This is a genomic window from Pigmentiphaga sp. NML030171 (assembly GCF_002188635.1).
In the GTDB taxonomy this organism is placed as follows: domain Bacteria; phylum Pseudomonadota; class Gammaproteobacteria; order Burkholderiales; family Burkholderiaceae_B; genus Pigmentiphaga; species Pigmentiphaga daeguensis.
The window spans coordinates 354,463-375,425 of the sequence record NZ_NINX01000033.1 but is presented as its reverse complement, the minus strand read 5'-3'; the positions used below and the strand labels follow the sequence as shown (position 1 = coordinate 375,425).

Annotated in this window: 20 protein-coding genes; 9 read left to right on the top strand and 11 right to left on the bottom strand. The window is 68.5% G+C overall.

Annotated elements, in window-relative coordinates; genetic code table 11:
- Positions 1–14 precede the first annotated feature (14 nt).
- Positions 15–1,007 (bottom strand): tripartite tricarboxylate transporter substrate binding protein, encoded by a 993-nt coding sequence (locus tag CDO46_RS14025; RefSeq protein ID WP_176400749.1) that lies wholly within the window; start codon positions 1,005–1,007, stop codon positions 15–17.
- 290 nt (positions 1,008–1,297) lie between these two features.
- Here CDO46_RS14025 and CDO46_RS14020 point away from each other — a divergent pair, with 290 nt between their 5' ends.
- A complete protein-coding gene (locus CDO46_RS14020; protein ID WP_087839072.1) occupies positions 1,298–2,281 on the top strand; it encodes a tripartite tricarboxylate transporter substrate binding protein in 984 nt (327 codons plus the stop codon).
- Between the two features lie 22 nt (positions 2,282–2,303).
- Positions 2,304–3,530 (top strand): FAD-dependent monooxygenase, encoded by a 1,227-nt coding sequence (locus CDO46_RS14015; protein ID WP_087839071.1) that lies wholly within the window; start codon positions 2,304–2,306, stop codon positions 3,528–3,530.
- Positions 3,531–3,542: 12 nt separating this feature from the next.
- On the opposite strand, the gene CDO46_RS14010 is transcribed toward CDO46_RS14015, so the two are convergent.
- Positions 3,543–4,307: an IclR family transcriptional regulator C-terminal domain-containing protein gene (locus CDO46_RS14010; RefSeq protein WP_087839070.1), complete on the bottom strand. Its 765-nt coding sequence runs from the start codon at positions 4,305–4,307 to the stop codon at positions 3,543–3,545.
- Positions 4,308–4,434: 127 nt separating this feature from the next.
- On the opposite strand from CDO46_RS14010, the gene CDO46_RS14005 reads away from it, so the two are divergent.
- From CDO46_RS14005 to CDO46_RS13980, 6 genes are read left to right on the top strand one after another with little or no spacing between them, the layout of a single operon-like run.
- A complete protein-coding gene (locus CDO46_RS14005; protein WP_087839069.1) occupies positions 4,435–4,911 on the top strand; it encodes a MaoC family dehydratase in 477 nt (158 codons plus the stop codon).
- A gap of 9 nt (positions 4,912–4,920) precedes the next feature.
- Complete coding sequence (locus CDO46_RS14000; protein WP_087839068.1) at positions 4,921–5,370, top strand: MaoC family dehydratase; 450 nt, start codon at positions 4,921–4,923, stop codon at positions 5,368–5,370.
- 32 nt (positions 5,371–5,402) lie between these two features.
- Entirely contained in the window at positions 5,403–6,380 is a 978-nt protein-coding gene (locus CDO46_RS13995; protein ID WP_217896311.1) for a tripartite tricarboxylate transporter substrate binding protein, read from the top strand.
- A gap of 7 nt (positions 6,381–6,387) precedes the next feature.
- Positions 6,388–7,647 (top strand): CaiB/BaiF CoA-transferase family protein, encoded by a 1,260-nt coding sequence (locus CDO46_RS13990; RefSeq protein WP_254914604.1) that lies wholly within the window; start codon positions 6,388–6,390, stop codon positions 7,645–7,647.
- Between the two features lie 36 nt (positions 7,648–7,683).
- Positions 7,684–8,082 (top strand): Zn-ribbon domain-containing OB-fold protein, encoded by a 399-nt coding sequence (locus CDO46_RS13985; RefSeq protein WP_087839067.1) that lies wholly within the window; start codon positions 7,684–7,686, stop codon positions 8,080–8,082.
- A complete protein-coding gene (locus CDO46_RS13980) occupies positions 8,079–9,239 on the top strand; it encodes an acetyl-CoA acetyltransferase (protein WP_087839066.1) in 1,161 nt (386 codons plus the stop codon). The genes CDO46_RS13985 and CDO46_RS13980 overlap by 4 nt, the downstream gene beginning before the upstream one ends.
- Positions 9,240–9,304: 65 nt before the next feature.
- On the opposite strand, the gene CDO46_RS13975 is transcribed toward CDO46_RS13980, so the two are convergent.
- From CDO46_RS13975 to CDO46_RS13935, 9 genes are all read right to left on the bottom strand, one after another.
- Positions 9,305–11,707, bottom strand: a complete 2,403-nt coding sequence (locus CDO46_RS13975) for a TonB-dependent siderophore receptor (RefSeq protein ID WP_254914603.1) — start codon at positions 11,705–11,707, stop codon at positions 9,305–9,307.
- A 131-nt stretch (positions 11,708–11,838) separates the two neighbouring features.
- Entirely contained in the window at positions 11,839–12,888 is a 1,050-nt protein-coding gene (locus tag CDO46_RS13970; protein WP_254914605.1) for a FecR domain-containing protein, read from the bottom strand.
- 56 nt (positions 12,889–12,944) lie between these two features.
- Positions 12,945–13,481, bottom strand: a complete 537-nt coding sequence (locus CDO46_RS13965) for a sigma-70 family RNA polymerase sigma factor (RefSeq protein WP_176400748.1) — start codon at positions 13,479–13,481, stop codon at positions 12,945–12,947.
- A 120-nt stretch (positions 13,482–13,601) separates the two neighbouring features.
- On the bottom strand, positions 13,602–14,612 hold the full coding sequence (locus tag CDO46_RS13960; protein ID WP_087839062.1) for a nitronate monooxygenase family protein: 1,011 nt from the start codon (positions 14,610–14,612) through the stop codon (positions 13,602–13,604).
- Positions 14,602–15,819 (bottom strand): CaiB/BaiF CoA-transferase family protein, encoded by a 1,218-nt coding sequence (locus tag CDO46_RS13955; RefSeq protein ID WP_176400747.1) that lies wholly within the window; start codon positions 15,817–15,819, stop codon positions 14,602–14,604. Before CDO46_RS13955 ends, CDO46_RS13960 begins: the two co-directional genes overlap by 11 nt.
- Entirely contained in the window at positions 15,816–16,520 is a 705-nt protein-coding gene (locus CDO46_RS13950; RefSeq protein ID WP_087839060.1) for an alpha/beta fold hydrolase, read from the bottom strand. The genes CDO46_RS13955 and CDO46_RS13950 overlap by 4 nt, the downstream gene beginning before the upstream one ends.
- On the bottom strand, positions 16,517–18,025 hold the full coding sequence (locus CDO46_RS13945) for a carotenoid oxygenase family protein (RefSeq protein WP_087839059.1): 1,509 nt from the start codon (positions 18,023–18,025) through the stop codon (positions 16,517–16,519). Before CDO46_RS13945 ends, CDO46_RS13950 begins: the two co-directional genes overlap by 4 nt.
- A 31-nt stretch (positions 18,026–18,056) precedes the next feature.
- The gene (locus tag CDO46_RS13940) at positions 18,057–18,860 is read right to left on the bottom strand and encodes an alpha/beta fold hydrolase (protein ID WP_087839058.1); all 804 of its coding nucleotides are present in this window, start codon (positions 18,858–18,860) and stop codon (positions 18,057–18,059) included.
- A 116-nt stretch (positions 18,861–18,976) separates the two neighbouring features.
- Positions 18,977–19,810 (bottom strand): IclR family transcriptional regulator, encoded by an 834-nt coding sequence (locus tag CDO46_RS13935; protein WP_176400746.1) that lies wholly within the window; start codon positions 19,808–19,810, stop codon positions 18,977–18,979.
- 177 nt (positions 19,811–19,987) lie between these two features.
- Here CDO46_RS13935 and CDO46_RS13930 point away from each other — a divergent pair, with 177 nt between their 5' ends.
- Entirely contained in the window at positions 19,988–20,950 is a 963-nt protein-coding gene (locus CDO46_RS13930) for a tripartite tricarboxylate transporter substrate binding protein (protein WP_087839056.1), read from the top strand.
- Positions 20,951–20,963 lie beyond the last annotated feature (13 nt).

The following is a 20,963-nucleotide window of genomic DNA, read 5'->3' as shown; positions in this document are numbered from 1 at the left end:
GCGGCGAGGCGCGATCAGTTGGCGCGGATCTTCAGGTCGGCGGTCAGTCGGCGATAACGCTCGTCGTCCTCGCGCATCTGCCGGCTCAAGGCCTCCGGCGCGCCGCCTTCGGGCTGGTAGCCGAGCTGGTCGAGCCGGGCGCGCATCGCCGGCTCCTTCAGCACGGCATTGATTTCCTGGTTGAGCCGGGCAATGACGGGCGCCGGCGTGCCCAGCGGCGCCAGGATGCCGAACCATGCGGTGGCCTGTACGTCGCGATAGCCGAGCTCGGCCATCGCCGGCACGTCGGGCATCTGCGGCGAGCGCCGGGGCGAGGACGTGGCCAGGGCGCGCAGCATGCCGTCGCGGAAGTACTGGGTGTTGCCCGAGGTGGGCATCCAGGCCATGTTGACCTGTCCGCCCAGCAGCGCCGTCACCATTTTGGCCACGCCGCCGTACGGGACGCTGGTCAGTTCCAGCCCGGACTCCTTGCGGAACTGCTCGCCCATCACGTTCATCGGCGAGCCGTTGTCGCCGCCGGAGTAGGCGAAGCCGGGATCTTTCTTCGCCACGGCGATGAAATCCTTCACCGTCCTGATGCCGTGGCTGTCGGCGAACTTGCCGTTGACCGCCATGACCATCATGGTCGAGACCGGCATCACCACCGGCGCCAGTTCCTTCGTGACGTCGACCGTGGCGGCGTTCTGCGCCAGCACATAGGGCGCGATGACCAGCGTGTTGGGCATCAGGAACAGCGTGTAGCCGTCGGGCGCGGACCGCGCCGCCTGGCGCGCCGCGATCATGCCGGAGGCGCCGGGCCGGTTCTCGACGATGACGCTCTGCCCCAGGCGGGGCTGCAGGCGCTCGGCCAGGACGCGGGCGAAGGTATCGACGCCGGCGCCGGGGCCCGACGAGACGATCAAGGTCAAGGGCCGGCTGGGCCAGGCCTCGCCCTGGGCGTGGGCCGCCCAGGGCAGCAGACAGGCCGCGGTGGCGGCGGCGAGGGCAAGACGGCGAAGGCAACGCATGAGAGGGCCCCTGAACGATGTGCGGACCGTTGGGGCCCATGTCATGAAAACGTGGAGCGACTATATCAATACGGAAATATCAAATCAATATAATTTATAAGACGATGATTTTTAAGGAATTAATAATAAGTACAGTTATACGTATACTTAAATGGAATCGGACTCGGGCCCACCCGCCGGTGGACGACCGGGCGCCACCGCCATTTCTTGACACGGTTTCTTCCTTTGCCGCACTATGGTCGATAAGCGGTCATTAATAACCGCTAAGCGGATAACAAAGGAGACCATCGATGAAATGCTTTTTCCGCGGGACCTGGGCGCTCGCCCTGGCCCTGCTGCTACCCGCCGCGCCCCAGCCCGCAGCGGCCGCCCAGCAGGACTATCCGAACCGGCCGATACGCCTGCTGGTCGGCTTCGGTCCGGGCGGCCCCACCGACCTGACCTTCCGCAAGCTGGCCGAACTGGCGGCGCGCCATCTCGGCCAGCCCATCATCGTCGAGAACAAGCCGGGCGTCGGCGCCACGCTGGCCGCCTCCACCATGGCCAGGCAGGACAAGCCCGACGGCTATACCATCGCCTCGGCCACGGCCGGCATGTTCCGCGTCCCGTACATGCAGAAGGTGGACTGGGACCCGATCCGCGACTTCACCTGGATCGCGGGGCTGGGCGGCTATACCTTCGTGCTGGCGGTGAAGGCGGATTCCCCGTACCGGACGGCGGCCGACCTGGTGCGGTACGCCAAGGCCAATCCGGGCAAAGTGTCGGTGGCGACCGCCGGCGCGGGCACCAGCATGCATCTGCTGACCGAGGCCTTCGCCGCCGCTGCCGGCGTCGAGCTGACCCACGTCGGCTACAAGAGCAGCAGCGAAGCCGCCGTCAGCCTGCTGGGCGGCCAGACGGTGGCGGCGGTGGACGCGGTGGGCAGCCTGCTGCCGCACGTGCAGTCGGGCGCGCTGCGGCTGCTGATGTCGTTCGACGCGGAGCCGACGCCGCTGCTGTCGGACCTGCCTACCGCCCGCAGCCTGGGCTACGACATCGCCAATTCCGCGCCCTATGGATTGATCGGGCCCAAGGGCATGCCGCCGGACGTGGTGCAGAAACTGGCGGCCGCCTTCAAGGCGGCGGTGGACGACCCGGAGTACGCCAAGCTGCTGGAGAAGCTCGGGCAGACCTACTGGTTCAGTCCGCCCGCCGACTATGGCAAGTTCGCCGCCAGCTACTACGTCTCGGAACGCAAGCTGGTCGAGCATGCCAAGCTGATGCGCCAGCCCTGACCGCGCCAGGAGGAATGGCACCATGAAGATCGTGATCGCGGGCGCGGGCATAGGCGGGTTGACCGCCGCGCTCAGCCTGCATGCCGCGGGCATCTCCGACGTGACGGTGCTGGAGGCCGCCCGGCGGATCCAGCAATTGGGCGTGGGCATCAACCTGCCGCCGCACGCCGTGCGCGAGCTGGACGAGCTGGGACTGGGCGAGCGGCTGGCGTCCTTCGGCATCCCCACGTCCGAGCTGGCCTACGTGGACAGCGGCGGCCGGCTGATCAACGCCGAGGCGCGGGGCCTCGCGGCCGGCTACCGGTGGCCGCAGTATTCGGTGCACCGGGGCAAGCTCCAGGAGCTGCTGCTGGCCGCGGTGATCGAGCGCCTGGGCCCGGAGGCGGTCATGGCCGGGCAGCGCGTGCAGGACGTGGCCCAGGAGGCCGGAGGCGTGCGGGTGACGGCGTCGCCTGCCGCCGGCGGCACGGCTGTCTTCGAGGCCGACGTGCTGGTGGGCGCCGACGGCATACGCTCGGCCGTGCGCGCCGCGCTGCATGGGCACGGATCGCCGCTGGCCACCAACGGCTGGACCATGTTTCGCGGCGCGGCGCCGGGGCCGGCCTTCCGCGGTGGACGCTCGATGGTGATCGTGGGCGACGAGCATCTGCGCTGCGTGGTCTATCCCATCGGCCCGGGCGTGCTGAACTGGCTGATCGTGCGGCCCACCGAGCCGGGCGCCGCGGGCGAACTCGGCAACTGGAACCGCCCCATCGCTCCCGAGGCGGTGGCCGCCCACGTCGCCCACTGGGACTTCGACTGGCTGGACATCCCGGCGCTGGTGCGCCGGACGGACGCGGCCTACGAGTATCCGATGGCGGACATCGATCCCTTGCCGCGCTGGACGGCCGGGCGGGCCACGCTGCTGGGCGACGCGGCCCATGCCATGTATCCCTTCGGTTCCAATGGCGCATCGCAGGCCATCATCGACGCGCGGGTCCTGGCCTACCACCTGGCCATGCAGCCCGGTCCGGACGCCGCGCTGTCGGCCTACGAACAGGCGCGCCGCGAGGCCGTGGCCGCCGTGCAGCGGGCCAACCGCAGTATGGCGGGCGATGTGATGAAGCGGGTCAGCACCCTGGCGCGCGCCAGCGACCATGCCTCGGCGGCGGCCGAACTGGAGCGGGTGGAGCAGTCGTACCGCCAACTGGCGGGTTTCGACGTCGCGACGCTGAACGAACGGCCGTCGTGGAGCGTGGCGCGGACCTGAGCCCGCGTCGCCCTACATCGTGGCCGCCCGGATCTGCGAGGCGGCCTGCCGCAACTCGGCCAGGTACAGCTTCAGGGCTTCTTCCTGCGTGACCTGCCCGGTCGGCAGGCTGACGTTGATCGCGGCGATGGTGTTGCCGTCCTGGTCGCGCACCGGCACGGCCAGGCCGCAGATGGCCTCGTCCAGTTCCCCGTCTATCCAGACGTAGCCCTGCTTGCGCGCCGCCAGGATGCGCTCGCGCAGCGTGTCGGGATCGACCACGGTGGCGCCGGTCAGCCGCTTGAACGTGGCGGTTCGCAGATACTGTTCCAGCGCGTCGTCTGGAAGGCCGGCCAGCAGGATGCGCCCCATCGACACCGCGTGCGCGGGCAGGCGGCTGCCCAGCGACGGGCTCATGGTCAGGATGCGCTTGGAGTGCTGGCGCTGGATGTAGACGATGTGTTCGCCATCGAGCACCGACAGCGCGCACGATTGCTTGATGCGCCCGCACAGTTCTTCCAGGCTGAGCTGGGCCTGGCGCCAGTAGGGCAGGCTGTTCAGGTAGGACAGGCCCAGGCGCAGCACGCGCGGCGTCAACCAGTAGCGCTTGCCGTCGGTCTGCACGAAGCCGAGCTCGATCAGGGTCAGCAGGAAACGCCGCACCGCGGTGCGCGGCAGGTCCACTTCTTCGGCGATTTCCGCCAGGTTTTTCCGATGCGCGCCGTGGCCCATGGCCTCGATCACGGCCAGGCCGCGGGCGAAGGTGCGGACGAACGATTCGCTTTCTGGGGTCGCCATGGGTCCTCCACGGCCTTGACAGCGCAGGCCGGAATCCAAATAATGGTCATAGAGCGGATACTTATATCCGCTAAGCGGTCATTCTAGCAGATCCAGGCCGCAGGTCAACACCTCTCAATGGACTTCCATGGCAACCGAGACAAGCTTCGAGACCGATTTCTGGAAAGACGAGCAATTGCGCAAGACCTGGGACGACATCGTCCCCGGCGAACCGCGCAAGACCCTGCCCTACACGCTGACGCTGGAAGCGATCCAGAAATACTGCCGCGTGGTCGGCGACATGCACCCGCTCTACTTCGACGAGGAGTATGCGCGCAACAGCCCCTACAAGGGCCTGATCGCCCCCCCGGCCATCCACATCCTGCTGATGTTCGCGTGCACGCCCACCGACGACTGGATGCGCAGCCCCGGCACCGTCAACGCCGGCCAGTCGTGGAGCTACAACCAGCCGGCGCGGCCCGGCGACGTCATCCGGCTCGAGGCGCGCGCGCTGGACAAGTTCATCCGGAAGAACCGCCTGTTCGTCGTGCACGACAACGTGTTCTTCAACCAGCGCGACGAAGTCATCTGTTCCGGCCGCGGCTGGACCATCCGCCCCTTCTGAAGGTCAATCATGAGCAACGCATTCGACACCCTGAAGCCCGGCCTGACCATCGAGGGCACGCCTTTCTCCCCTACCCGCGAAACCATCCGCGATTTCTGCGAGGCCTCGCTGGACTACAACCCGCTGCACTGGGACGACGAATACATGAAGGGTGATTTCGGCCGCACCAACTTCGGCGGAATCATCATGCACGGCATGAACAACTTCGGCGTCATCACGAAGATGCTGACCGACTGGCTCTATCCGCTGGGCGGCATGCAGCGCCGGCTCGAGACGCGCTGGAAGATTCCCGTCAAGCCGGGCGACACCATCACGCCCACCGCCAAGGTGTCGGCCGTGCAGGCCACGAAGAAAAGCCGCTGGGCCACGCTGGAGGTGCAGGTGGCGAACCAGCGCGGCGAGATCGTCGCCGCGGGCGAGGCCATGGTCGAGTTCCCGCACGAACTGGGCGCGGCCTGAGCGCTTCCGAACGATAGAAGAAAGGAGACGACATGACGATGCGCATCCAGCGTGCCCTTGCCGTGCTGGCCAGCGCGGCGGGCATGGCACTGCCCGCCCTGGCCCACGCCCAGAACTTTCCCACCCAGCCGGTCAGGATCGTCGTGCCGTTCCCCCCGGGCGGCACCACCGACATCCTGGCCCGCCAATTGGCGGCCGAGCTGCAGAAGAACTGGGGCCAGCCGGTCGTGGTGGAGAACCGCGCGGGCGCCAGCGGCACCATCTTCTCGGAGCAACTGGCGGGCATGCAGCCCGACGGCTACACGCTGATGCTGACGGCCACGCACCACGTCATCAATCCCGGCCTGTACAAGAACCTGCGCTACAACACGCGCACGGACTTCACGCCCATCGCCCAGGTCGCGGCCGTGCCCAACGTGCTGGTGGTGAACCACGCCTTCCCGGTGCGCACGGTGCAGGAGCTGATCGCCTACGCCAGGCAGCATCCCGGCAAGGTGGACTTCGGTTCGGCCGGCACCGGCGGCGCCAATCACCTGTCGGGCGAGCTGTTCAAGTCCATGACCGGCATCCAGATGACGCACATCCCCTACAAGGGCGCGGCGCCGGCGCTGAACGACCTCTTGGGCGGACAGATCCCCGTGATGTTCGACTCGGTGCCGGGCGTGATCCAGCACATCAAGTCCGGCCGCCTGCGGGCCCTGGGCGTGACCTCGCTCAAGCGTTCGCCGGCGCTGCCGGACGTCCCCACCATCGACGAGGCGGGCGTGAAGGGTTTCGAGGCCACCGCCTGGTTCGGCCTGTACGGTCCCGGCCGCATGTCGCCCGAGCTGGCGAACCGGCTGTCGGCCGACGTGCGCAAGGCCTTGTCCAGCGCCGCGGTGCGCAAGGAGTTCGCGGCGCAGGGCGCCGAGCCGGGCACCATGACGCAGCCCGAGTTCGCCGCGTTCGTCGACGCCGAGCTCAGCAAATGGTCCAAGGTCATCGCCGACGCCAACATCAAGATCGACTGATTCCGACATGTCTTCCGAAACCACACGGGCCGCCATGGGCGGCCAGACCGGCGCGCTGTCGCACATTCGCGTCCTGGACCTGTCGCGCATCCTGGCCGGACCCTGGTGCACGCAGAACCTGGCCGACATGGGCGCCGAAGTCATCAAGGTGGAACGCCCCGGCACCGGCGACGACACCCGCGCCTGGGGGCCGCCGTGGGTGCGCGACGCCCAGGGCGCGGACACCACCGACTCCACCTACTACGCCGCCGCCAACCGCGGCAAGAAATCCATCACCGTGGACATCGCGCGGCCCGAGGGGCAGGCGCTGGTGCGGCGGCTGGCGGAGCGGTCCGACGTGGTGGTCGAGAACTACAAGATCGGCGACCTGAAACGCTACGGGCTGGACTACGACAGCCTGTCGCGCATCAACCCGCGCCTGGTCTATTGCTCCATCACGGGCTACGGGCAGGACGGCCCCAGCGCCCACAAGCCGGGCTACGATTTCGTGTTCCAGGCGCAGGGCGGCCTGATGAGCATTACCGGCGAGAACGACCAACTGCCGGGCGGCGGGCCGCAGAAGGTCGGCGTCGCGATCGCCGACGTGATGACCGGCATGTACGCCACCATCGCCATCCTGTCCGCCTTGCAGCATCGCACCGTATCGGACCGCGGCCAGTACATCGACATGGCGCTGCTGGACTGCATCGTGGCCCTGGGGGGCAACCAGGTCACGGGCTACTTCGCCAACGGCAAGGTCCCGCACCGTTACGGCAACGCCCACGCCAGCCTCGTGCCCTACCAGGTGTTCGCGGTGGCCGACGGCGAGATCGTGGTCGCGGTGGGCAACGACAAGCAGTGGCAGCAATACTGCGCCGCCATCGAACGCCCGGACCTGGCCGGCAACGAACGCTGGAAGAAGGTGACCGGCCGCATCGTCGGCCGGCAGGAACTGGTGCCCGAGCTGGCCCGCACCATGCTGGCCCGGCCGCGCGACGAATGGATCGCGCGGCTGGAGGCCCACGGCGTGCCCTGCGGCCCGATCAACGACTACGCCCAGGTGTTCGAGGACGCCCAGGTGCGGCATCGCGGGCTGCGCGTGGACATGCCCAAGGCCGACGGCGGCATCGTGTCGACCATCGCCAGCCCGCTGCGGCTGCGCGGCACCCCGCCGGCCTACGACCGGCCGCCGCCCGTGCTGGGCGACTCCACCGACGCCGTGCTGCGGGAGCTTCTGGGCTGCAGCGAAAAAGACATCGCCGCCTACCGCCGCGATGGCATCGTGTGATGCCCGCGCCCCGACATCCCGCTTTCCATTGAGACCATGGATTCCCGTACCTCCGCCTCCGCAGCGCCGGCCTCGCCGCTGGCCATCTTCCGCGACCACCTTTCCCGCGGCGAACTGGCCTATCAGTACGACCCGGCCAGCGGCCGGCCCGTGTTCCATCCGCGCGTCATCGGCCCGGGCACCGGCAATGACGACCTGCAATGGCGCGTCAGCACGGGCAAGGGCACCATCCATGCCGTCACGGTCATCAGTCCTCGCGGCGAAGCGCCCTACAACGTCGTGCTGGTCGACATGGACGAAGGCTTTCGCCTGATGAGCCGGGTCGAAGGCTTGGCGCCCGAAGAGGTCCGCATCGGACTGCGCGTGCGCATGCAGGTACACCAGCCGCAGGATGGGCAGCCTCCCTATCCGGTCTTTCGCCCGGAGGCCGCATGAACTCCCAAGCATTGAAGCGCGGCGCCTGCGCCATCGTCGGCGTGGCGGAGTCGGACCTGGGCGAAGTCGCGGCCGGGTTGTCGCCGCTGGATCTCATGGGCCAGGCGACTTCCCGCGCCCTGCGCGACTGCGGCCTATCGCTGCGCGACGTCGATGGCGTGTTCGCCACCACCTCGCAAAGCCGCATGCCTACCCTGGCGCTGTGCGAATACCTGGGCATCGCGCCGCGCTACCACGACGGCACGAACATAGGCGGATGCAGCTTCATGTCCATGGTGGCGCACGCGCAGCTGGCGATCCAGGCCGGCCTGTGCGAGGTCGCGCTGATCGCCTATGGCAGCACCCAGCGCAGCGCCGGCCGCAGCAACGTGGCCGCGCCCGACGTCAATCCCTACGAGGCCCCCTACCGGCCCATCTACACCGCCAGCTCGTACGCGCTGGCGGCCTCGCGCCACATGCACCAGTACGGCACCACGCGCGAACAGCTGGCGCAGGTCGCGGTGGCCGCGCGGCAATGGGCCCTGCTCAACCCCGTTGCGTGGGAGAAGACCCCGCTGACCGTGGACGAAGTCCTGGGCGCGCGCATGCTCAGCCATCCCCTGACCGTGCGCGACTGCTGCCTGGTCACCGACGGCGGCGGCGCGCTCATCGTGACCTCGGCCGCACGGGCGGCCACCCTGCGCAAGCCGCCCGCCTACATATTGGGCGTGGGCGAACACCTCAGCCACTATCACATCACCAGCATGCCTGACCTCACGGTCACCGGCGCCGCGCAGTCGGGCGCGGCGGCCTACGCCATGGCCGGCCTCGGTCCGCGCGACATCGACGCGGTCCAGGTGTACGACGCCTTCACCATCACCACGCTGCTGTTCCTGGAAGACCTGGGCTTCTGCCCCAAGGGCGAGGGCGGCCGCTTCGTGGCGGACGGGGCGATTGCGCCGGGCGGCAGCCTGCCCGTCAATACCAACGGCGGCGGGTTGTCGTACTGCCATCCCGGCATGTATGGGGTGTTCGTGCTGATGGAGGCCGTGCGCCAAGTGCGCGGCGAAGCGGGCAGGCGCCAGGTGGCGGGCTGCGAGACGGCCATCGCGCATGGCAACGGCGGGACCTTGTCCAGCCAGAGCACGGTCATTCTGGGAGGCGCGGCGACGGTCTGAAGCGGCCACATGCGGCAAGGGCGGAGCGCCGGTTCCGCCTGGTGTTCGCCAGTCCCCCCTGGTGGCTACCAGCGATAGGTGGCGGTGGCTACCACGGAGCGCGCCGGTCCGTAGTAGCAGTTGCCGAATCCGCAGTTGGCGATGTAGGTCTTGCCGGCAAGATTGCGCAGGTTCAAGGCCAGGCTCCAGCGGTCGATGTCGTAGCCAAGCATGGCATCGAAGATCGTGACGGCCGGAATCTTCGCGGACGCCGTTTCGTTCTCGCCCCGGGTCGTGCCGGTATAGCGCATGCCCAGGCCCACCTTTACGCCGCTCGCGAAGCGATAGTCGCCCCATATCGACAGCCTGTGGCGGGGCACGGCGGTTGCCTGTTTGCCGATCTCGTCGGGATTGGCGCTGCCCGTGACGATGGCCCGGGGCGTGAAGCTGTAGGAAGCCGTCACGTTCAATTGGGGCGCCAGTGCGGCCGTGGCCTCGAGTTCAATCCCGCGCACCGACACCTCGCCGGTCTGGCGGGGCTGGAAATTCACGTCGTAGGTGACGTAGTTCTGGCGCCGCAGGTCGAAGACCGCCGCGCTGTAGCTCTCCTTGCGCCCCGGGGGCAGATAGCGGACGCCGGCTTCGTACTGGCGGGCGGTCTCGGGCTTGAAGGCCTCGCCCGTCGCCGGATCGAGCGCGAGCGTAGGGATGAACGACTGCGCATAGCTCAGGTAAGGAGCCCAGCCGCCGGGCGCCAGGTACACGACCCCGCCGCGGGCGGTGAACTTGTGGTCCTTCATGATCGTCGTCGTGCCATCGGCACGGCTGAAGGTCTTGGCTTCGGCGCTGTCGTAACGGCCTCCCAGCGTGAAGACCCATTTTTCGCGCCATTTGATCTGGTCCTGGACGTAGGCGCCGGTCTGCGACAGCCGGGTGATGCCGTCGGTGTAGGGATCGGCGAGTTCCACCGCGCCGCCATAGACGGGCGCGTAGATGTCCAGCACGGGCGCGGTGCCGCTGCTGCGGCTGACCTGGTCTATCCGGGTGCGCTGGTGGTCCAGCCCGAACAACAGCTTGTGCTGCCAGTCCCCGGCTCGAACATCGGCTTGCAGTTGATTGTCGATGGCCAAGGCCGTCATCTTCTCCTTGCTGCTGAAGGGCGTACGCGACAGCAGCCGGAAGTTGGCCGGATCGAGCGCGTCGTTGTCGTTCACCGTAACGAAACGCGGGCCGCTCAGTTGCCGGTAGTCGACATCGAGATGTGCGTAGCGGGCATTCTGGCGCACGGTCCAGGTGTCGTCGAAGCGATGTTCGAATTGGTATCCGACCATTTGCTGGTCCTGGTTCAGGCGATCGAAATTGCGATCGCCGATGAACAATGAATCGGGTATCCGGGTGCCGATGGGGGTGGGCACGAGAGATCCGTATTCAGGCGCTACGCGGGTCAGCGCACCCGCGCGAATGCGGCCCAATTGCGACAGCAGTGTCAGCGACGTATCGCTCGAGGGCTTCCAGGTCAACGAGGGCGCGATATAGGTATGGTCGTCCCGCATGCCGCCTTGGCCGAGCTCCCCATCGCGAACCACGCCCGTGATGCGATACAGCAGCTTGCCGTCGGCGTCCAGCGGGCCCGAGAAGTCGGCGGCGACCTGCTTGCGCCGATGGTCGCCCATCTGTACCTGCAGTTCCCGCACGGGTTCCGCCGTGGGACGCTTGCTGATGACATTGACGACGCCACCCGGGTTGCCCTGTCCGTAGAGCACGGAAGCCGGCCCCCGCAAGATCTCGATGCGTTCCGCGCCGTAGTTCTCGATCTTCCAGAGGCCGAAGTTCCCGTTGTTGCGCAGGGGCAGGCCGTCCATATAGAACCCGGGGCTGTAGGCGTCGAAGCCCCGCACGGTGATCCAGTCGAAACGAGAGTCGATGCCGTAGGGCGAGATGCCGACGCCGGGGGTGTAGCTCAACGCGTCCTTGAGTGTCGTGGCGCCGATCGCCTGGATGCGGTCGGCGGTGATCACCGAAATCGACTGCGGAGTTTCGATGATCGGCGAATCCGTCTTGCTGCCGGTCGAGCTGCGCCTGGCTACGTAGCCAGAGACCGGTCCGTAGGCATTCTCCCTTTCGAGATTGGCGGTGACGACGACCGGTGCCAGCATCGTGGCCGGACCCGAGTGCGAAGCGGCCCTCACGATCACGGTATTGCCTTCGCTGACCGCTTCCAGTCCGGTTGCGGCCAGGAGCCGGTCCAGCGCCTGCCTGGGGGTCATGCGGCCGGATACGGCCGGCGCCACCTTGCCCGCCACCAGTTCGGGAGAGAACAAGAGCTGTAGCCCGGCCTGGCGCGCCAATTCGTTGAGCGCCTGTCCAAGCGGCTGGCTGGCAAGCGAGACGTCCAGGGCGGCAGGGACCGATTGGGCGGCGGCAGGAAGGCCGGCCACCAGCATGGCGACGCAAGCCAGGGGAACGAGGATAGGGCGCAACGGCCGCATGGTTGTCGACTCCGAACAGTAATGGAAACGAGAAGCACTACTGATGTAGTCGTACGAGGCGGCAAAACCCGCATGTGTGGCGAAACAGAGGACTGGAAGTTTTTTCCGGGTGCCGGGACCCGGGTCGTTTGTCAGCGCAGGCCGACGATCTCGGTCGTGCCGCCGCGCCGCTCCAGCCGTACCGGCAACAGTCGTGGCAGCGCCTGCGCGAAAGCCCCGGCCTGTCTCAGGTCGAAGCTGCCCCCGAGGCGCAGGTCGGCTACCGCGGGATCCCGGACTACCAGACCGGTGTCGGCATAGCGCTCGAACTCGGCCAGCGCCAGGGCCAGCGGCGTATCGCCGAAGGTCACCCGATCCGCGCGCCAGGCGCCCACGGCTTGCACGGGCAGATCGACGATCGCCTCCAGCCGGCCAGCTTCGTTGGCCGTGACGCTCTGCCCCGCATGCAGCTCGACACGGTCGCCGGCCGCCGTCTTCCGTTCTTCCTGTCTTGGGACGCCGGTTACCCGCACCTGTCCCGACTCGACCGCGACGATAGCCTTGCCCGCGTCGAGGCCGTCATGCGTATACCGCACCGAGAAGCGCGTGCCCACGACGGTGACTCGCGCGGCGCCTGCCGCGACGTCGAAGGGGCGGGTCGGATCGGCGCTGACCGCGAACATGGCTTGACCGTCCAGCAGCTTTGCATCGCGCCGATGCCGATACAGGTGCACCTGGACCCGCGTGGCGGTGTCCAACTGCAGCATGCTGCCATCGGGCAGCTCGACATCGAGGCGCTGGCCTCGGGCCGTGACGTAGTCGCCGGTGAAAACGGGTTCGCTGCGCCAGTGCTCCAAACCGGCCCAGCCCGCCATCAACACCACCGTCGCGACGGCCGTGGCCGCCCACGGCCATGCCCAGCCCAGGCGGGGCACCAGGCGAGCTGACAGAGATGGGCGAGACCGCCGGGCCGTCCCAGCTCCGGCCATGGCGGCCGGCGGGCCGCGCCGGTTCAGGCCCGTCCTGATCGATTCAATGGCATGTTCCGGAAGCGCGCTGACCCGCTGGGAGCTTTCTTCCATGGCACGATAGGCCTCGACATGAGCGGGATCCGCGGCCAGCCATGCCTGGAGCCGGCTCGCGGAGGCTTCATCCATGCCGTCCTTCCCGCGCGACACCCACAAGGCGGCCTGCAGTTCCACTTCGTCCTGAGTCTGAACGTACCCGTCCAACTCGCGCAGATCGGCGTCGTTCGGCTTCATGGAATCCTGACGCCCGGTACGTCTGCCCCGGCTTGCGGAGCATCCTGTCCCTGCAATCGTTTTTCGCAGGCGCGGCAAGCCAGCCGGCCGCGGGCCACGTGCTTTTCCACCATGCTGACCGAGGTATTCATGCGCTGGGCGATCTGGGTGTGCGACAGGCCGTCGAACACGTGCAGGACGAAGGCCTCGCGGCAACGGGGCGGCAGCGCCTCGATGGCGGAGACATAGGCTCGTACTCGTTGAGTCGATGACAGGATCGCATCAGGCTGCGACTGGGACGGTATCGCCGGATGCTCGGCCTCGGCCAGCAAGTCGATGCTTTCGTGGCCGCGCACGAGCTCGCGCCGATGCTGGTCCACCATGATATGGCGCGCCGTCTGGTACAGCAACGCCCGGGGCTCCGCGATCGGCTGCCTGCGCTGGATGGCCAGGAAGCGCGCATAGCATTCCTGCACGATGTCGGCCGCCGCATCGCGGTTGTTGACCGCTCGGGCACAGAAATTCAGCAGTTCTCTGTAGTAGTGGGCAACCACGAAGCGTCCAGGACCATGGGATGGGCGTCCCATCGACCGGCGGCGTTGGAAACAGACGGCTGACCTGTCGCGTCTAGAAGATAGGAATGGTTCGCATTATCATCGCGGTGTGAGTGGCTGTCAACGCCCGGCCGAACCAGACTTCCGATGCGCGCCGAAGAGCGGCTCCGCCGCGCCGCGCAGCAAATCGAACCGCTCGCCCGCCTGCCGGTACTCCCGCTCCAGCCGATCCACCAGTTCCGCCACGTCCGGTACGTCCCCTATCACCCCCAACCCCTGCCCCGCGGCCCACACGTCCAGCCAGCGTTTCTTCGCGAAGGGCGTGTTGCTGTCGTAGTGCCGGGTGCTGCTGGCGGCCAGCGTATCGGGATCGATGCCGTTGGCCGCCAGCGACGGCTTGAGCCAGCTCGCCGGCGTGCCGGTGATGCCGCTGCTGACGATCAACTGTTCGGTGTCGCACTCGACCACCATCTGCTTGTAGGCTTCGGTCGCCCGGCTTTCCCGGGTCGCCAGGAAGCGGGTGCCCATGTAGACCAGGTCCGCCCCGGCGGCGATCGCGCCGGCCGCGCCCCAGCCGTCGGCGATGCCACCGCCGACCGCGATGATGCCGTCGAAGAACTGCCGCACGGCGCTGATGAAGGCGAAGGGCGACAGGCTGCCGGTATGGCCGCCCGCCCCGGCGCTGACGCAGGCCAGTCCGTCGGCGCCGGCGGCGATGGCCTTGCGGGCCAGCCGCAGGTCGATCACGTCGGCCAGCACGATGCCGCCGTAGCCGTGCACGATGTCGATGGCGGGCCGCGGGCTGCCCAGCGCGGTGATGACGATGGGCGGCCGGTAGCGGGCGACCAGCGCCAGGTCCTCGGGCAGCCGGGAGTTCGAGGAATGGGTGACCAGGTTCGCCGCCCAGGGGCCGAGCCGCGCGTGAGGATCTGCGGCGCGCGCCGCTTCCAGGCCTTCGGTGATGGCGCGCATCCATTGGTCCAGCACGTCGATCGGACGCGCGTTGGGGGTGGGGAAGGCGCCCACGATGCCGGCCTTGCATGCGGCAAGCACGAGTTCCGGCCCGGACAGCAGGAACATGGGAGCCGAGACGACGGGCAGGCGCAGGCCGCGCAGGAGTTCACGAGACATGGGAGGGCACTTCTTCTTGCGTTGTGGGCAGGCGCACGCACCGGGCGGCGGCCAGTTGCCGGATGTCGCGCTCGGCCAGGCCGGCTTCGCGCAGGATGTCGCCGCCGTGCTGTCCGATCGCGGGCACGGCGGGTACACGCGCCCGCGCCGACCAGGCGGGCGCGCCGGGTAGCCGCACGAGCGGGCACTCGCCCACGCCCGCCACGTCCACCGTTTCCACCAGCCCGGCGAACCGCATCTGTTCGGACGCCATGAACTGGCCGACGCTGCGCACGACGCTGGCCATGACGCCGCGCTCGTTCAGCAGGGTCTCCCATTCCTCGGCGGTGCGCGTGGACAGGCTGGCGGCGATCTCGCGGTCGAGCCCGGCGGCGTTGCGGTTGCGCGCTTCCTGCGTGGCGTAGCGTTCGTCCGTATGCAGGTCGGGACGGCCGATGGCCTCGCAGAAGCGCTGGTACTCCGCGGGCTTGCGGGCGGCCAGCATCAACGTGCCGGCGCGCGTGGGGTATTCGCCGGTGGGGGCGGCGAAATAGACCTGTCCGGCCTCGCCGCCGCCGGTGCCGGCGGCCACCAGCCGCGGCGCGAGAAAGGCTGCCATGGCGCCCATCAGCGAGATGTCCAGGCGCGCGCCGTTGCCGTGGCGCAGCTTGCCGATCAGGGCGCCGCCGACGGCCTGGTACGCGTAGAGTCCGGTGACCTGGTCGGCCAGCACGACGTTGCGCGTGCGCTGGGGCTGGCCCGCGGCATCGGCGTTCAGGGTCATCCAGCCGCAGAATGCCTGCATGATCTGGTCCACGACGCCGCGCCGGCTCAGCGGCCCGTCCTGGCCGAAGCCCGAGACCGAGGCGTAGATCAGGTCCGGCCGGCCGGCGCGCAGCGTGGCATCGTCCAGGCCCAGCCGCGCGGCCACGCCGGGACGGAAGCTTTCGATCACGATGTCGCAGCCGGCGGCGATGCGGCGCGCCACGTCCGGGCCGTCGGGATGTTTCAGGTCGAGCGCGATGCTGCGCTTGCCGAGATTGACGGTGATGGAGGCCGGCGTGTGCCCGCGATGCTGGTTACGCCCCGACCGTATCCAGTCGCCTTCGAAGGGTTCGACCTTCACCACATCGGCGCCTTGCGCGGCCAGCAGCATGGTGCAGTAAGGGCCGGCCACGCCCTGGCTCAGGTCGAAGACGCGCAGTCCCTGCAGGGGAAGCGGCATCATGATGCGTCTCCATGCGCGATCCATCGCGCCAGGACCCCGGCCAGCGCGCGGGGTTGTTCCAGCGGCACGAGGTGCCCGGCATCCGCCACTATCTCCAGCCGGCTGCCCGGCACGTCGGCCGCCAGGCGCGCCAGGTTCTCCGGCGCGACGACGCGGTCGTGGGTGGTGGTCACCAGCAGGGTCGGGTGGCGGCCGTCCAGCAGCCCGGTGCGATCCGGCCTGGCAATGCAAGCCAGGCAATGCGCGATATAGCGCTGCGCACCATAGGCCTGCACGATGGCCCGGCGCCGGGCCAGCAGATCGGGACGGGCCAGGCTGTCCGGATGGAAGGGGGCGGTCGAGGCGGCGGCCGTCTCCAGGTAGCTTCCCTGGCGCGCGCCGGCGATGGCTTCGCGCCGTTTGGCCGCCTGGACCGGCGTGTCGGCCGCCGGCCCGGAACAGATCAGCGCGATGCCCTGGATCCGTTCGGGCGCCCGATCCAGCACCGCCATCGCGACGTAGCCGCCGAACGAGAAGCCGCCCAGCCAGAAGCGCGGGGGGGCGTCACGCAACACGTGGTCGGCCAGATCCTCCACCGTGTCCAGCGCGGGCAAGTCGGGACAGTGCGCGCGCAGGGTGTCCGGAAGCGCCGCCTTCACGTCATCGAACACGGCCGCCGTATTGTTCAGCCCCGGCAGCAGGACCAGCTCGGCCGGCGTCATGCCCAGGCCGCCGGATCGCGATGTTCGCCGTGAATGCGGTCGCCTTCCACCCAGCAGGCATGGGTGCCCACGGGGATGCGCTCCGGCAGCACGATGGTGGCCAGCGGCCCGCGCGAGATGTCGCGGGCGTCCAGCACCAGGCATTCGGACCGGTCCTGGTTCATGTCGGTGACGAACACGGTCACGTAGCCGTCGTCCTCGCCGCGCGCGCCCAGGCGGCGCGCTACCTGTGGTTCGCTGCCGTAGCGGCCGGGACCGTATTCGTAGCGCTGCACGGCGCCGGTGTGCAGGTCGAAGCGCTTCAGGCCGCGGAACAGCCACTCGCCCGGCTGGTAGAGCACGTTGTAGCTGTAGCGGTAGGGCCGGCCCACGTAGTCGTTGCTGACGACCGGGAACTCGGTGATCTCGTCGTCCAGGTACTGCTCGGTGGTGGCGCCGGTGCGCAGGTTGAAGCGCCAGCGGTGCATCATGGTGGGGTTGTTGTGCTTGTCCAGCCGCGCCTTGATGCGGGCGTAGATGTCCTTGCCGTCGGTCGCGCCCACCGGGTGCAGCTTGGGCTCGGGCATGATGCAGCCGTCCATCACGATCTCGTCGCCGTCCTCGTAGCAATTGGCCAGGTGCAGGATGTGGCAGGCCTTGGCCTCGAACCATCGCACCTGCGAGCCGTCGCCGTGGCGCGGGATCACGCCGAAGCGCGCGGGCATCTCGGGATGGAAGGTCATCTTGTGCTGCCCGCGCTTGAGCAGCTCGGGATCGAAGAAGTGCGGCGTGTCGTGCAGGATGGAATAGTTCCTGGTGATGCCCAGGTCGTGCGGCCAGCGGGCGCCCGGCAGCTCCACCGGCACGTAATGCACCAGGCGGTTGTTCCGGTCGATGACGCCGTAGTGCATGTATGGCCAGTGTTCCGGGTAGTTGAAGAACATCATCTCGCCGGTTTCCGGATCGACCTTGTAGTGCGAGCTGATGCCGTCGGGGATCTTGCGTGCCCAGTTGATGTCGGGCCCCAGCGTGTCCAGCGTGACGGGATCCAGGCGCCACGGTTCGCTGCCCTGCGACATCGTGGCCAGCAGCAGCCCCGCGTGGCAGATGATGTCGGTGCCGGCGTTGTCCTTCATCGCGCCCATGGCGCCGGACCCGCGCCGGGACGCCTTTTCGGGTTCCAGCAGGCCCGACCACAGCGACCGGCGGGCGGCCTGCTCGGCCAGGAAGCCCGTGGTCTGCACGAAGCGGTTGCGGTAGGTCGCGTGGCCGTCGTGGAAGTGCACGGCATGCAGCATGCCGTCGCCGTCGAAGGGATGGAACATGCCCAGCGGCTGGTGGATCTGGTTGTGCGTGTTGCGGATGAAGATGCCGTCCAGGTCGCGGGGGATCTCGCCGATGACCTGCAGGCTGCGGGTGTCGGCGATGTACTCGTTGAACATCGGCCGGAACGGGCCGTTCAGGAACGGATGGTCGGTGGGCTGCAGCGTGGACATCACGCCGCCGGGCAGGGTCTGTATCGTCATGGCGGTAGGCACCGGGAGGAATGGAGGCCGCTCAGGCGGCGGCGCGTTGCGGCAGGCCGTCCAGGAAGGACAGCAGCGCGGCGTTGAAGGCCCCGGGCTGTTCGGCGAAGGAATAGTGGCCGGCGCCCTCGATGCAGACGAAGCGCGCGCCGGGGATGACGGCGGTGAGCTCGCGCATGCCGTCGGGCCGGCCGACCTTGTCCTGCGCGCCGGCGATCAGCAGCGCGGGCACGCTGACTTCCCGCATCGTCTGCAGGCCGTCGTAGTTCACGATGGCTTCGATGGCCGCGCAGAAGGTGTCGGCCGACATCGACAGGGCGACCTCGCGCACCTGGTCCACCAGCGGACCGGCCGAGCCGGGCGCGAACATCGACCGCACCACCGCCTCGGCCGCCGTGCGGAAAGGCACGCCGCGTTTGAGCGGTTCGATGCGTTCTTTCAGGAAGGTCACCTTGTCCTCGGCCGACTTGCGGGCGAAAGAGCCCAGCGTGGCGGATATCACCAGCCCGTGCACCCGGTCGCCCGCCAGGCGCGTGACCAGCGGCGCCGTGATGCCGCCCATGCTGTGTCCCATGACGACATTGCGCCGGCCGCCGGTGTGCTCGATCAGGCGGGCCGCGGCCTCGGCCAGGCGCTCGATCGACAGCCCGTTCGCGGGCAGCGGACTCAGTCCGTAGCCCGGCGCGTCCCAGGCCACGACGCGATAGCCGGCCTGCACCAGGGTGGCGGTCAGGTCCCGGAAATAGTCCTTGGAGCCGTAGGCGCCATGCAGCAGGAACACGGTGGTGTCGGAGTCGCCGCTGACGGCGTGATCGGGCAGGCGGTATCTGTTCATCGAAGCGCTCGTTGGGGAAATCAGTACGCTTCGAACTCTAGGCAGCGGCCGCCACGGGGGAAACGGCCGCATCGGCCGAGTTCCGCAATCCGGATCGGAATGGCGGGCGGTGCGTCCTATCCGCGGTCCGCCGCCCGCATGGCCTGCCCGATGGCGGCCACCGTTTCCACCAGGCGCGGCCCCAGCACCTGGACCAGGCGGACTTCGGACAGCTGGATGGACGGCCCCACGCAGGCGAAGGAGAAGACGCCGTTCGGGCCCAGCACCATCGGTACGCCCACGCCGCTGATCAGTCCGCCCCGGCCGCGCTGGGACACCACGAAGCCGCGCTCGCGGTAATCCTTGTGGGCCCGCTCGACCACGCCGCGTATGTCTTCCCAGTCGTCGGGATGCGCGTCGCGCAGCGCCTGCAGCATGTGCACGCGCTCGGTCACGGGAGCGGCCACCAGGTATGCCAGCCCGATGGACGTACGCTCGATGGGCACCACCGAGCCGGAGTCGGTGTTGATCGTCAGCGCGTTGCGCGGCGGATGGATCACTTCCAGGAATACCAGGCCCGTGCGGTCGCGCGCCCCCAGCACCACGGCGATGTCCAGTTCGTCCGCCAGGCGCTGCATGTGGGGACGGGCCGTGCGTAGCAGGCCGATGTGACGTTGTACGCTGGCGCCCAGTCCCAGTACCCGGGCACCCATGGCGTATTTGCGGCTCTGTTCGTCCAGGCGCAGGTAGCCCAGCGATGCCAGCGTGCCGGTGATGCGCGAGACCGTGGTCTTGGGCAGGCCCGTGATGGCCACCAGTTCCTGGTTGCCCAGGGGATGGCCGACCTCGAAGGCGGCCAGGATCTCCAGCCCCTTGGCCAGCGAGGTCATGAAGTCGCCGCGCCGGCCATCGATGCCGGCGGTCCGGGTCTTGCCGGGAGAGGATTTCCGCATATCGGGAATGATGGCCATGAAGGCTCCGACTACACAACGCGCAACCGTGTCCGGCCTGCGCATGGAATCATGCCAGATCCGCATGCCGGAACGGGGCCGGGTTGCTGTCGTCAACCCGCCGCCGGTGACCAAGAATCCTCGTCCATGGAAGCGAGGCAGGCACCGCAGCCTGACCCGCGGGAAGGAGACCCATACATGATACGCACCGCCATGCTCATCGCCGCGCTTGCCGTGGCCGCCGCCGGCCCGGCGCGGGCGGACTGGCCCACCCGGCCGATCACCATCGTCGTTCCCTATGCACCCGGCGGGCTGACCGATGCGGTGGCGCGCACCGTCGCCGAGGGCGCCGCGCGCGAACTCGGCCAGCCGGTGGTGGTCGAGAACAAGCCCGGCGCGGGCGGCAAGATCGGCATGGACCAGCTGCGGCGGGCGCCCAAGGACGGCTACACGATAGGACTGGCCGTGCCCGCCACCATGGTGACCCTGCCGCTGACCGATCCCGGCTACGGCATCGAGCCGCTGAAGGAATTCGCGCCCGTCACCATCGCCGTCGATACGTTCATGGTGCTGGTCGCCAGCAAGAAGCTGCTGCCGTCGGGCGGACTGAAGGAGTTCATCGCCCTGGCCAAGAGCCGGCCGGGCCAGTTGAACTACGGCACGCCGGGGGCCGGTACCAGCTTCCACTTCAACAACGTCTATTTCGCCAACCTGGCCGGCATCCAGACCGTGCACGTGCCCTACAAGGGGGAAAGCGGCGCGCTGGCCGACCTGGCGGGCGGGCAGATCGACTACATGCTGGCCGGCCAGGGCGCCAAGACCTTCGTCGACACCGGGAAGGTGCGCGCGCTGGCGGTCGCGGCCAAGAAGCGGGTCGAGGCCTACCCCGACGTGCCGACCTTCAAGGAGGCGGGCATGGATTTCACCACCGACGGCTGGGTCGGATTCATCGCCCCGGCGGGCATCCCCCCGGCGGTGCTGGAGCGGTTGAACGCGGCGCTGGTCAAGACCATCCAGTCGCCGTCCGTGCGCGCATCCTTCGCGTCCATGGGCTACGAGCCGGTGGGCAGCACGCCCGCGTATTTCCGCAATGTGGTGCAGGAGGCGTCCAAGCGCTATGGCGCGATGATCGAAAGCGGGCAGGTGAAGCTGGCGCAGTGACGGCAGACGGCCC